Here is a 12257-nt window from a genome sequence, read left to right as displayed (position 1 = left end):
CCTCATCCCTGGCGGACGGCGCGCCCGGCCAAACCCTTGCGTACTGTGGTGCAGGACACCAGCCTGACGTGCATGAAGGACAACACGACACGCCTCGACCATGTCGTCCTGTGGGTGCGGGAGCCGATCGCCGCGGCCGCCTTCTACGAGGAGGCCGTCGGTCTGGAGCCCGTGCGGGTCACCGAGTACGCGGCGGGAGGAGCGCCCTTCCCCTCCGTACGCCTCAACGACGAGACCCTCCTCGACCTCATGCCGCTCTCCATGGCCGAAACCCTGACCATGGTTCCCGGCGCCGCCGACAGCGCGGGGCACCCGGTCAACCACGTCTGCCTGGCCATGCCCGGCGACGCCTTCGACGAACTGCGCACCCGCCTGGAGGACAGGGCGGTTCCCGTCTCCGACTTCTCGTACGACTCCTTCGGCGCGCGGGGAGCGGCCCGGCGCAGCTTCTACTTCCGGGACCCGGACGGCAACGTGTTCGAGGCACGCCACTACGACCGGGCGTGATCGGTTTCCGGCCGCTCCGCGCGTGCCGGAATGCCGCCCGATGACCGATGCGCGCCCACTGCACCCGCCTTCGGTGCCCCTTGCGCTCAGGCCGGGCACGGACACGCACAGTCCGTCCACGGCCGTCTCAGAACAGGGGCTCCGGAAGCACGCCCTCCAGCGCCAGCAGCTTCCGCTTGGTCTCCAGCCCGCCGCCGAACCCGCCGATGCCGCCGTCGCTCTCGACCACCCGGTGGCACGGCACGACCACCGGCAACGGATTCGACCCCATCGCGACTCCGACCGCCTGGGCCGCGCCCGGCTGCCCCACGCGCCGAGCGAGATCGCCGTAGCCCACGACCGAGCCGTAGCGGACGCCGGACGCCAGCTCGCGCAGCACCTGGCGATTGAACCCCGAGATCAGTGACCAGTCGAGCGGCAGCTCGAAGTCATGACGCTCGCCCGCGAAGTACGCCTTCACCTGACGTATCGCCTCGGCCAGCTGCGGCGCGCCGGGTGCCTCCACGGGGGTGGTGCCCAGGCGGGAGGCGAGCCGGCCGAGTGTCTGGTCGCGCACCGCGTCCGTGGCGTGGAACACGACGTGCACCAGGCCCTCGTCCGTCGCGGCCAGCAGCAGCGGCCCGATGTCCGTGCCGACGACGGCCCATACGACCCGCTGCTCGTCCTGCGCATGGCTGTTCATGCGACCACCGTACGGGCCGCCACTGACAACGGCGGCGGCGTGCGGTCCACCCCGGCGAAACGCACGCCCTCGGCCCCGGACCGTGTCAGCCCTGCGTGGCCTCTCTGACCACGTCCGGCTTGTTGGTGATGATGCCGTTCACGCCGTAGCCCGCCACCCGGCGCGCGTTGACCGCGTCGTTCACGGTCCACGTGAGGATCTCCAGCGGCTTCCCGTGCGGACCCACCAGCGCGTGGAGCGTGGCGACGTAGGGCTCGGAGATGGTCGTGTACGAGGAGTTGATCTGGTCGCTGAACGTCGCGTACTCGGGCAGGTCGGCGATGTCCGGGGTGCCGAGGAGGCCGGTCTTCACCGCCGGGCGCAGCTCGTGCACCCGCCGGACGGCGTCGGCGCCGAAGCTCTGGATCACCAGCCTGTCCAGATGCGCCGGTCCGAGCCAGCCCTCGTTGCCGAGCACCTTGAGGGTCTCCTGCTCGATGCCCGGATAGAGCTGCGGGTTCTTGATCTCGAGGACGAGCTTCTGGTGGTTGCGCGACACACGCCTCATGTACTGCTCCAGCGTCGGAACGCGCGCGCCCGCGTACGCGTCGTTGAACCAGCTGCCCGCGTCCAGGCGCGCGATCTCCGCGGCGGTGAAGTCCGCCACGTTCCAGGGAGCACGCTCCGGATAGAGCTCCTCGACGTTGGTCGTCCGCGTCAGCGTCGCGTCGTGGACGACGACGAGCCTGCCGTCCCTGGTGCGCTGGACGTCGTTCTCGACCCACTCGAAGCCCATCTCGTCGGCCTTGTCGACGGCGGCCAGCGTGTTCTCGGGCGCGTAGGCGGATGCTCCACGATGCGCGACGACCAGCGGATTCTCGGTATCGGCGGCCGCATGGGCGGCGGAAGTGGGGAGCAGGAGGACGGTGGCCCCCAAGAACGCTGTGGTCGCGGCGGCAACTGCGCGCACGTGCATGCGTACTCCTCGCGTCGATCGATCACGGTCAGCTCAAGAGTGACAGCAGAGGGTCAACGGCAGAGGGGTGCAGGATGACCACGAATTGAATGGAGTTGCCCAAGTCCGCTCACGGGCACCGCACAAGTGAGGCAAGGGCGTGTTTCTTTGCCGGAAAATCGTTCGACCATTCCGGTGGGGGTCATACTCTCTGCGACACCCCTGACCGTCGTGGCGGTCCCGGGGCTGGGGGCACGTCAGGGAATCCAGGGACGCGACAGGGCGGGAAAGGCAGCCGCGAATGCAGGGCACGGTCGACGGCTTCAGCTACGGACTCGTCACACCGGTGGTGGCCTATCTCATGGCCTGCCTCGGTGGCGCGCTGGGCCTGCGCTGCACCACCAGATCGACGCTCGTGGACGGCCGATGGCGGATCGGCTGGCTCGCGCTGGGCTCGGCGGCCATCGGCTCCGGCATCTGGACGATGCACTTCGTGGCGATGATGGGGTTCAAGGTCCTGCAGACCCCGGTCCGCTACGACCCCCTGACGACCTTCGCGAGTCTCGCCGTCGCGATCGTCATGGTCGGCATCGGTATCTTCATGGTCGCCTCCAAGGGGGCGACCGGGGCCGCGCTCTTCACCGGCGGCACCATCACCGGACTGGGCATCGCCTCCATGCACTACCTGGGGATGGCCGGACTGCGGCTCAACGGCACGCTCGAATACAACACGCTCACCGTGGCCGCGTCGGTCGTGATCGCCGTGGTGGCCGCCATCGCCGCCCTGTGGGCCGCCGGACAGGTCCGCGGTTTCCTGTGGAGCGTCGGTGCCAGTCTCGTCATGGGGATCGCCGTCAGCGGCATGCACTACACGGGCATGGCCGCCCTCGACATCCATCTGCACAGCGCCGCCGCCTCCGCCCCGGCCGACGGATCCTCCTCCGCCGGACTGCTCGCCCCGCTGATCATCGGCCCGCTGGTCTTCCTGCTCCTCGCGGGAGTCGTCGTGATGTTCGACCCGTTCATGATCATGGGCCGGTTCTACGCGGGTCCGGTCGAGCGGCGGCCCGGCATCCCGGCCCAGGCCACCGCGCACACCTGCCGGCACCCGGAGCCCCACCTCGCCCGGGAGCACCGCGAGCGCAGTTCCCGCACCCCGCAGAACCGCTGATCGGAGCCCGTTGTCAGTGCGGGGTCGTACGGTGGATTCCATGCGGCCCGTTTCCAAGATCGAACGCACGGTGGCGCCCCTCGAGGTCGTCAGCCCCTACCAGCCGAGCGGTGACCAGCCCACGGCCATCGCCGAACTCGCCCAGCGCATCGGGGCGGGTGAGAAGGACGTCGTCCTGCTCGGCGCGACCGGTACCGGCAAGTCCGCCACCACCGCGTGGATGATCGAGAAGCTCCAGCGCCCCACCCTGGTGATGGCGCCGAACAAGACGCTGGCCGCCCAGCTGGCCAACGAGTTCCGCGAGCTGCTGCCGAACAACGCGGTCGAGTACTTCGTCTCGTACTACGACTACTACCAGCCCGAGGCGTACGTCCCGCAGTCGGACACCTACATCGAGAAGGACTCCTCGATCAACGAGGAGGTGGAGCGCCTGCGCCACTCCGCGACCAATTCGCTGCTCACCCGCCGCGACGTCGTGGTGGTCGCCTCGGTCTCCTGCATCTACGGCCTCGGTACGCCCCAGGAGTACGTGGACCGCATGGTCCCCCTCCGGGTCGGTGAGGAGTTCGACCGGGACGAGCTGCTGCGCCGTTTCGTGGACATCCAGTACACGCGCAACGACCTGGCGTTCACCCGCGGCACCTTCCGCGTCCGCGGCGACACCATCGAGATCTTCCCGGTCTACGAGGAACTCGCCGTCCGCATCGAGATGTTCGGCGACGAGATCGAGGCCCTCTCCACGCTCCACCCCCTCACCGGCGAGATCATCAGCGACGACCAGCAGCTGTACGTCTTCCCCGCCTCCCACTACGTCGCCGGCCCCGAGCGCCTGGAGCGCGCCGCCAACGACATCGAGAAGGAGCTGGGGGAGCGGCTCGCCGAGCTGGAGAAACAGGGCAAGCTCCTGGAGGCCCAGCGGCTGCGCATGCGCACGACCTACGACCTGGAGATGCTCCGCCAGATCGGCTCCTGCTCCGGCGTGGAGAACTACTCGATGCACTTCGACGGCCGTGAGCCCGGCTCCCCGCCGAACACCCTGCTGGACTACTTCCCGGACGACTTCCTCCTCGTCATCGACGAGTCCCATGTCACCGTGCCCCAGATCGGCGCGATGTACGAGGGCGACGCCTCCCGCAAGCGCACCCTGGTCGACCACGGGTTCCGGCTGCCCTCCGCCCTGGACAACCGTCCCCTGAAGTGGGAGGAGTTCCAGGAACGCGTCGGGCAGACGGTCTACCTCTCGGCGACCCCCGGACAGTACGAGCTGTCCCGCTCCGACGGCCATGTCGAGCAGATCATCCGCCCCACGGGCCTGGTCGACCCCGAGGTCGTCGTCAAACCCACCGAGGGCCAGATCGACGACCTGGTGCACGAGATCCGCAAGCGCACCGAGAAGGACGAGCGGGTCCTCGTCACCACCCTCACCAAGAAGATGGCCGAGGATCTCACCGACTACTTCCTGGAACTGGGCATCCAGGTCCGCTATCTCCACAGCGATGTCGACACCCTGCGCCGCGTCGAACTGCTGCGCGAGCTGCGGGCCGGTGAGTACGACGTCCTGGTGGGCATCAACCTCCTGCGCGAGGGCCTGGACCTCCCCGAGGTCTCCCTGGTGGCGATCCTCGACGCCGACAAGGAAGGCTTCCTGCGCTCCGGGACCTCCCTGATCCAGACCATCGGCCGCGCGGCGCGCAACGTGTCGGGGCAGGTCCACATGTACGCCGACAGGATCACCCCGGCGATGGCGAAGGCCATCGACGAGACCAACCGGCGCCGGGAGAAGCAGGTCGCGTACAACAAGGCGAAGGGCATCGACCCCCAGCCGCTCCGCAAGAAGATCAACGACATCGTCGCGCGGATCGCCCGCGAGGACGTCGACACCGAGCAGCTGCTCGGCACGGGCTACCGCCAGGGGAAGGACGGCAAGGCCGCCAAGGCCCCCGTCCCCGCCCTCGGTGGCAAGGCGGCCAGAGCCGCCAAGGGAGGAGTGAAGGAAGCCGCTCCGACCGACCGCCCCGCCGCCGAGCTCGCCCAGCAGATCGACGAGATGACGCAGCGCATGCGTGCGGCCGCCGCCGACCTGCAGTTCGAGATCGCCGCCCGGCTGCGTGACGAGGTCTCCGAGATGAAGAAGGAACTGCGGCAGATGAGAGAGGCGGGGCAGGCCTGACGGGCCTGGGCGCGCGCGGGGGAGGAGGCCCCACCGGCGCGGGCGCGCTGTGTTGCAAGACCGACACAAAGTGCCACTCGGGCTGCGGCAATGTCAGTGCCGCTGCGTAAGGTGCTGCTCATCCGCGGACTCCGCGGAAACAGGGGACAGTTCGAGAGGGGAAACAGCGCGTGACCGTCAACATGACCAAGGGTCAGGCCATCAGTCTGCAGAAGAACGACGGAGGCAGCCTGACCGCGGTACGCATGGGTCTCGGCTGGCAGGCTGCCCCCAGGCGCGGCCTGTTCGGATCCCGCACCCGCGAGATCGACCTCGACGCCTCCGCCGTGCTGTTCGCGGACAAGCAGCCCGTCGACGTCGTCTTCTTCCGCCACCTCGTGAGCGACGACGGCTCGGTCCGCCACACCGGCGACAACCTGGTCGGCGGCGTGGGCCAGGGCGGCGACGACGAGGCGATCCTCGTGGACCTGGCCCGGGTGCCGGTCCACATCGACCAGATCGTCTTCACCGTGAACTCCTTCACGGGCCAGACCTTCCAGGAGGTGCAGAACGCGTTCTGCCGTCTGGTCGACGAGACCAACGGCCAGGAGCTCGCGCGCTACACCCTCGCGGGCGGCGGCCAGTACACGGCCCAGATCATGGCCAAGGTGCACCGCGCGGGCGCGGGATGGCAGATGACCGCCATCGGCACGCCCGCCAACGGGCGCACCTTCCAGGACCTGATGCCGGCGATCCTGCCGGTTCTCTAGGCGAGCACGACGCAGCACGCGGTGAGCGACACAGGGGGAAGAAGCCGATGACGGCCGAGCTGGTCCGGGGGCAGAACCATCCGCTCCCCGAGGTCCGACTGGAGATCCGCGTCTCGGCCGGCACGCCGATCGTGGCCGGGGCCACTCTCGGCGACGAGCGCGGCCGGGTGCACGGCGTGGAGTGGGTCGCCCACCCGGGCGCACCCACCCTGCCGGGCGTCGAGGTCCCCAGACAGGCGGCGGCCGACCACCGCCTCGCCGTGGACCTCGATGCCCTGACACCGTCCGTGCACCGGGTGACCGTGCTGCTCGCCCTGCCGTCCGGCAGCGGCGGGCCGGCGCGGTTCGGTGCCGTCGCCGCCCCCTTCGTCGCGGTCACCGGCCTCGACGGCACCGAGGTCGCCAGCTACACCATCACCGACCTCGAGGCGGAGTCGGCGGTCATCGCCCTGGAGCTGTACCGCAGACAGGGCGCCTGGAAAGTCCGCGCGGTCGGCCAGGGGTACGCGGGCGGCCTCGCCGAGCTGCTCACCGACCAGGGACTGCCGCAGGCCCAGCAGCTCGCCGGCAGCATCCACGAGGCCGTGGCCCAGGGCCTCGCCCGCTCCGTGGCCGCGCCTCCGCCCCGCGTTCCGGAGACGGACCGTCCCCGCCGGACGGCCGCCCCCGCGCAGGGCCCCGACCAGACCCACGGGGATGCGACACCTCAGGGCCTGCCCGGGAACACCCCACCGCAGCAAGGACATCCACCCGCCTCCCCGTACGGCAGCACGCCCCCGTACGGCTCCTCGCCCGACGCCACACTGCCCGATCACCTCTCGCCGCAGCACGGCGGCCCCGCCCCGGCCGACCCGTCCGCCGGGCCCCAGCCCGCCGCGTCCACCACCGGCGGCCCCGTCAACTACAGCCACCCCGGCCGCCAGACCACCGCGCCGCCGCCTCCGCCGCCGACCGCGCCCCCGGCCCAGCCGGGACAGCCCGCGCGGCCCGTCGCCGGTGACGCGACCGGCTGGTCCATGGAGGAGCGGCTCTACAACCAGGTGTGGGGCATGTTCGAGGACCTCGCCCGCACCACCGCCGCGTATCGCAGCGCCGTCGATTTCGCCGAGTCGCGCATGGAGCAGGAGCTGGACAGGGCGCTGTCCGACCCGCGCAGCCGGATCGGCGGACAGGGCGACGCGGTGCGCGAGGCCGCCCGCGCCAAGCACGCCCAGCTCGTCGACCTGGCCCGGGAGGCCCTCGACCGCGACCTCGCGCAGCTTCGGGCCGAGGCCGATGTCGTCGAGCCCGCGCTGCCCCCGGCCTTCGCCGGCTGGGACAACCCGGTCTGGCACGGCTACCGGGTGCCGATGGAGATCCCGATGGCCCTGCGCCTGGGCGACCTCCGGCTGCCGGAGAGCGAGGACGTGCGCATACCGATGCTGGTCCGGCTGCCGCTGGAGCGCGGCCTGTGGATCGACAGCGGGCGCTCCGGCTCCCGCGACTCGCTCGCCGACTCCGACGAGCTGCGCCGCCGTGCGCTGGACACGGCGGTGGCGCTCGCCGCGCGCCTGCTCGCGGTCTACCCGCCCGGCGAGTTCACGGTGCACGTCGTCGACGCGGCCGGGGCCGGCGTGTCCGCGCTGGCTCCGCTGGTGGGGGCGGGTGTGCTCGCCGGACCGCCGGCCGCCGGAGCCGCGGGCGTCTCCGACGTCCTCGGGCGGCTCACCCAGCGCGTCGACCTCGTGCAGATGGCGGTGCGCGGCGGTGCGGCCGACGCCCTGCCCCCCGGCTTCGACACGGCCGAACAACTGCTGATCGTCAACGACTTCCCGCACGGTTTCGACGACCGCGCCGTCACCCAGCTCCGCTATCTCGCGGACGAGGGCCCGGCCTTCGGCGTCCACCTGATGATGGTCGCCGACCGGCAGGAAGCCGCCTCCTACGGGCCGTTGCTCGACCCGCTGTGGCGTTCGCTGATGCGACTCACACCCGCCCCCGACGACCATCTCGCCGACCCCTGGGTCGGGCACGCCTGGACGTACGAGCCGTCGAGCATCCCGCCCGGCAGCCGGGTCATGCACGACGTCCTCGCCCGCGTCGCGGACGCCCGCCGCACCTGGAACCGGTGAGCCCAGCCCTGCACCAAGCCCTCGCAAAGCCGCCTGACCTGCGGTTTTGATTCTTTCTTTGCCAGGCCCTTTACCTATTCTTGGTGATTGGGTACTCTTTTCGTGCGGAGGGGAGTACTCCCTACATGCTGCGGCGTACCCGTCAATACGGATCAATCCTGATCCCGGGGCGTCGGCCCGGCGGCACCGGACGTTGTGGAACGTCCCGGAGGACCGGGTGGAAGAGACCTCCGGTAGCGACGACGCTGAAATTTGCCGTTACGTACTGCCGGAGGCGCAGTGGATGTTTCAACGACCCTTTGGGTCCTGACAGTTGTGGGCCTCGCCGCCCTCATCGCGGTCGACTTCTTCATCGGCCGCAAGCCCCATGAAGTGTCCATCAAGGAAGCCGGAATCTGGACGATCGTCTGGATCGTCCTGGCCGCCCTCTTCGGACTCGGGCTGCTCGTCTTCTCCGGCGGCCAGCCGGCCGGAGAGTTCTTCGCGGGCTACATCACCGAGAAGTCCCTGAGCGTCGACAACCTCTTCGTCTTCGTGCTGATCATGGCGAAGTTCTCGGTGCCCACGCAGTACCAGCAGCGGGTGCTGCTGGTCGGTGTGCTGATCGCCCTGGTGCTCCGCGCGATATTCATCGCCGCGGGCGCGGCGATCCTCGCCAGCTTCGCCTGGGTCTTCTACATCTTCGGCGCGTTCCTGATCTACACCGCCTGGAAGCTCATCCAGGAGGCCAGGGCCGACGAGACGGAGGAGGAGTACGAGGAGAACAAGCTCCTCAAGGCCGTCGAGAAGCGCTTCGGCGTCGCCGACCGGTACCACGGCACCAAGCTGTGGATCGAGCAGAACGGCAAGCGCGTCATGACGCCGATGCTGGTCGTGATGCTCGCCATCGGCACCACGGACATCCTCTTCGCACTGGACTCGATCCCTGCGATCTTCGGCCTGACCCAGGACCCGTACATCGTGTTCACGGCCAACGCGTTCGCGCTCATGGGCCTGCGACAGCTGTACTTCCTCATCGGCGGGCTGCTGAAGAAGCTGGTCCACCTGTCCTACGGTCTGTCGGTCATCCTCGGCTTCATCGGGGTGAAGCTGGTGCTGCATGCCCTGCACGAGTCCGGGGTACACGTGCCCGAGATCTCCATCCCCGTGTCGCTCGGCGTGATCTGCGCGGTCCTGGTCGTCACCACGATCACCAGCCTCATCGCCTCCAAGAAGCAGGCGGAGGCCGAGGCGGCGCAGGAGAAGGCCGAAGGCACCGAGAAGGACAGCATCGAGGCCTGACGCCGGGCCCGTACCGCACAGCAATCACTGATGGGGCCCCGCACGACGGTGACGCGTATCCACGGCGTCCACCGGCGTGCGGGGCCCCTTCACGTCTGAAAGGATCACCGTATGCTCGCTCGGCTCCGGTCGCTCACGACGCGATGGACCGATGTCGTCCCGGTGGCCGCGGTCGTCCTGCTCGCTCTCAGCTGGGGACGTGATCTGCCCCCTGCGGCCGTCGCCCTGGTGACACTGGTCCTCGCGGGCGCCGTGCTGGCCGCCGTGCACCATGCCGAGGTCGTCGCGCACCGGGTCGGGGAACCGTTCGGCTCCCTCGTCCTCGCCGTCGCCGTCACGATCATCGAGGTCGCCCTGATCGTCACCCTGATGCTCGACGGCGGCGACAAGAGCGCGACCCTCGCCCGCGACACCGTCTTCGCCGCCGTGATGATCACCTGTAACGGCATCGTGGGCATCTGTCTGCTCGTCGCCTCTCTGCGCCACGGACTCGCGGTCTTCAACCCGGAGGGCACCGGCGCCGCGCTCGCCACGGTCGCGACGCTGGCCACGCTCAGCCTGGTGCTCCCGACCTTCACCACCAGCAAGCCGGGCCCGGAGTTCTCCACAGCGCAACTCACCTTCGCCGCGCTGTCCTCACTGGCTCTGTACGGCCTGTTCGTCGCGACGCAGACCGTGCGCCACCGCGACTACTTCCTGCCCATCACCCGGCTGGGCGAGGTGATCGCCGAGGACGACCACGCCGAGGCTCCGTCGGCCCGCACCGCCAAGATCAGCCTCGGCATGCTCGGTCTCGCACTCGTCGGCGTGGTCGGCCTGGCCAAGGGGGTCTCGCCCACCATCGAGTCCGGTGTCGACGCCGCGGGCCTGCCGCACGCCGTCGTGGGTGTGGTCATCGCGCTGCTGGTGCTGCTGCCCGAGACCATCGCAGCCCTGCGCGCGGCCCGCCGTGACCGCGTCCAGACCAGCCTCAACCTCGCCCTCGGCTCGGCCATGGCCAGCATCGGCCTGACCATCCCGGCCGTCGCCCTGGCCTCCGTCTGGCTCTCCGGCCCGCTCGTCCTCGGCCTCGGCGCCACCCATATGGTGCTGCTCGCCCTGACCGTCGTCGTGGCCTCGCTGACCGTCGTCCCCGGACGCGCGACGCCCCTGCAGGGCGGGGTCCATCTGGTGCTGTTCGCGGCGTATCTGGAGCTGGCGGTCAACCCGTAGGCCGGGGGCCGTCGCGCGAGGTCGTGAGTACGGCACAGAGGTGCTCACCCCGCGGCGGCCTCCGCCTGCGCCGTCGCGGTCAGGGGCACCGGCCGGGTCTCGGGGAGCAGTGCGAAGCAGCCCAGACTCAGCACGGCGATCCCGGTCAGATACGCGCCCACGCCCCAGGGCACCCGCCCGCCCTGGGCCATGGCGGTGGCCACGATCGGGGTCAGGGCACCGCCCAGCACGCCGCCGAGGTTGTAGCCGACGGCGGCGCCCGTGCAGCGCACCCGGGGTTCGTACAGCTCCGGCAGATACGCGGCGACGACGGCGAACATCGTGACGAACGCGAGCATCGCCACGAGGAAGCCGAAGAAGATCAGCAGCGGTTCACCGGTCGCCAGCAACGCGACCATCGGGAACATCCACAGCACGGTGACACCGCAGCCGATCAGGCACATCGGGCGCCGCCCGTAGCGGTCGCCCAGCACCGCCGCCACCGGCGTCAGGGCGCCCTTCACCACCACGGCGCCCATGACGCAGGTCAGCATGACCGTCCGGCTGACACCGAGCCGCTCGGTTCCGTACGCGAGGGACCAGGTCGTCACCGCGTAGAACACCGCGTACCCGATCGCGAGCGCCCCGGCCGTCAGCAGGACGAGCCGCCAGTGGCCGCGTACGACCTCGGCGAACGGCACGCGCGCGGGCTCGTCGATCCCCAGGAACTGCGGACTCTCCGTGAGCGACGACCGCAGCCACAGTCCCGCGAGGGCCAGGACCCCCGCCGCCCAGAACGGCACCCGCCACCCCCATGCGGCGAACTGGGCCTCCGTCAGAGTCGCCGACAGCGCCAGCATCACGCCGTTGGCCAGCAGGAACCCCACCGCCGGGCCGACCTGGGGAAAGCTCGACCACAGTCCGCGCCGGTCGGCCGGCGCGTGCTCCGCCGTCAGCAGCACCGCCCCGCCCCACTCCCCGCCCAGCCCGAGCCCCTGGAGGAAGCGGAGCACGAGAAGGAGGAAGGGGGCCATCACACCGATGGAGTCGAACGTGGGGACGCAGCCGACGGCCACGGTCGCGCCCCCGGTCAGCAGCAGCGAGACGACGAGCACCGGCCGCCGCCCGCGCCGGTCCCCGATGTGCCCGAACAGCACCGAGCCGAGCGGCCGTGCCACGAACCCGACCCCGAACGTGGCGAAGGCCGCGAGGGTCCCCGCCAGGGGCGAGAACGTCGGGAAGAACAGCGGCCCCAGGACGAGCGCCGCCGCCGTCCCGTAGACGAAGAAGTCGTAGAACTCGATGGCCGTCCCGGCGAGCGAGGCGGACGCGAGGCGGAGCATGGACGGCGGTTTCACGGTGCGTGCTGGTTGCATGCCGCGTCAACTACCCACGGTGACGGGCGGTTACGGGGGGCGTGCGGAGGCTCGTGCGAGGTCACCGTGTTCCGGGAGGCGTCAA

10 protein-coding genes are annotated in these 12257 nt (G+C 70.3%); 7 read left to right on the top strand and 3 right to left on the bottom strand.

Annotation, left to right across the window (positions count from 1 at the left end; translation table 11 throughout):
• Nucleotides 1-72 precede the first annotated feature (72 nt).
• Complete coding sequence (locus tag H4687_RS11805) at nucleotides 73-507, top strand: VOC family protein (RefSeq protein ID WP_046917308.1); 435 nt, start codon at nucleotides 73-75, stop codon at nucleotides 505-507.
• Between the two features lie 127 nt (nucleotides 508-634).
• Here the strand turns inward: H4687_RS11805 and H4687_RS11800 are convergent, their stop codons facing one another.
• Both H4687_RS11800 and H4687_RS11795 read right to left on the bottom strand, forming a co-directional pair.
• Complete coding sequence (locus tag H4687_RS11800) at nucleotides 635-1189, bottom strand: methylated-DNA--[protein]-cysteine S-methyltransferase (protein WP_046917303.1); 555 nt, start codon at nucleotides 1187-1189, stop codon at nucleotides 635-637.
• An 85-nt stretch (nucleotides 1190-1274) separates the two neighbouring features.
• Nucleotides 1275-2144 carry a glycerophosphodiester phosphodiesterase gene (locus H4687_RS11795; RefSeq protein ID WP_046917304.1) on the bottom strand — a complete coding sequence of 290 codons (870 nt, stop codon included), beginning with the start codon at nucleotides 2142-2144 and terminating at the stop codon, nucleotides 1275-1277.
• A gap of 280 nt (nucleotides 2145-2424) precedes the next feature.
• On the opposite strand from H4687_RS11795, the gene H4687_RS11790 reads away from it, so the two are divergent.
• The 6 genes from H4687_RS11790 to H4687_RS11765 all read left to right on the top strand — a co-directional run bounded on the left by H4687_RS11790 (nucleotide 2425) and on the right by H4687_RS11765 (nucleotide 10817).
• Nucleotides 2425-3294, top strand: a complete 870-nt coding sequence (locus H4687_RS11790; protein WP_046917305.1) for an MHYT domain-containing protein — start codon at nucleotides 2425-2427, stop codon at nucleotides 3292-3294.
• 40 nt (nucleotides 3295-3334) lie between these two features.
• A complete protein-coding gene (gene uvrB, locus H4687_RS11785) occupies nucleotides 3335-5464 on the top strand; it encodes an excinuclease ABC subunit UvrB (protein ID WP_046917306.1) in 2130 nt (709 codons plus the stop codon).
• A gap of 170 nt (nucleotides 5465-5634) precedes the next feature.
• On the top strand, nucleotides 5635-6213 hold the full coding sequence (locus H4687_RS11780; RefSeq protein WP_013004489.1) for a TerD family protein: 579 nt from the start codon (nucleotides 5635-5637) through the stop codon (nucleotides 6211-6213).
• A 47-nt stretch (nucleotides 6214-6260) separates the two neighbouring features.
• Nucleotides 6261-8324, top strand: coding sequence for a TerD family protein (locus H4687_RS11775; protein WP_050399023.1), 2064 nt, complete (start codon nucleotides 6261-6263; stop codon nucleotides 8322-8324).
• Between the two features lie 279 nt (nucleotides 8325-8603).
• Entirely contained in the window at nucleotides 8604-9605 is a 1002-nt protein-coding gene (locus H4687_RS11770; RefSeq protein ID WP_046919671.1) for a TerC/Alx family metal homeostasis membrane protein, read from the top strand.
• Nucleotides 9606-9716: 111 nt separating this feature from the next.
• Complete coding sequence (locus tag H4687_RS11765) at nucleotides 9717-10817, top strand: calcium:proton antiporter (protein ID WP_046919672.1); 1101 nt, start codon at nucleotides 9717-9719, stop codon at nucleotides 10815-10817.
• A 44-nt stretch (nucleotides 10818-10861) separates the two neighbouring features.
• On the opposite strand, the gene H4687_RS11760 is transcribed toward H4687_RS11765, so the two are convergent.
• Nucleotides 10862-12139: an MFS transporter gene (locus H4687_RS11760; protein WP_050399020.1), complete on the bottom strand. Its 1278-nt coding sequence runs from the start codon at nucleotides 12137-12139 to the stop codon at nucleotides 10862-10864.
• Nucleotides 12140-12257: the final 118 nt, after the last annotated feature.

Origin of the sequence: Streptomyces stelliscabiei (assembly GCF_014873495.1) — a bacterium.
Lineage (GTDB): Bacteria > Actinomycetota > Actinomycetes > Streptomycetales > Streptomycetaceae > Streptomyces > Streptomyces bottropensis.
Note: the sequence above shows the minus strand (reverse complement) of the source record. Positions and strands in the feature narration are given on the sequence as shown.

Coding starts and splice junctions, on each gene's coding strand:
- H4687_RS11805 (WP_046917308.1), top strand. CDS start 73: ATGAAGGACAACACGACACGCCTCGACCATGTCGTCCTGTGGGTGCGG.
- H4687_RS11800 (WP_046917303.1), bottom strand. CDS start 1,189: ATGAACAGCCATGCGCAGGACGAGCAGCGGGTCGTATGGGCCGTCGTC.
- H4687_RS11795 (WP_046917304.1), bottom strand. CDS start 2,144: ATGCACGTGCGCGCAGTTGCCGCCGCGACCACAGCGTTCTTGGGGGCC.
- H4687_RS11790 (WP_046917305.1), top strand. CDS start 2,425: ATGCAGGGCACGGTCGACGGCTTCAGCTACGGACTCGTCACACCGGTG.
- uvrB (WP_046917306.1), top strand. CDS start 3,335: ATGCGGCCCGTTTCCAAGATCGAACGCACGGTGGCGCCCCTCGAGGTC.
- H4687_RS11775 (WP_050399023.1), top strand. CDS start 6,261: ATGACGGCCGAGCTGGTCCGGGGGCAGAACCATCCGCTCCCCGAGGTC.
- H4687_RS11765 (WP_046919672.1), top strand. CDS start 9,717: ATGCTCGCTCGGCTCCGGTCGCTCACGACGCGATGGACCGATGTCGTC.
- H4687_RS11760 (WP_050399020.1), bottom strand. CDS start 12,139: ATGCTCCGCCTCGCGTCCGCCTCGCTCGCCGGGACGGCCATCGAGTTC.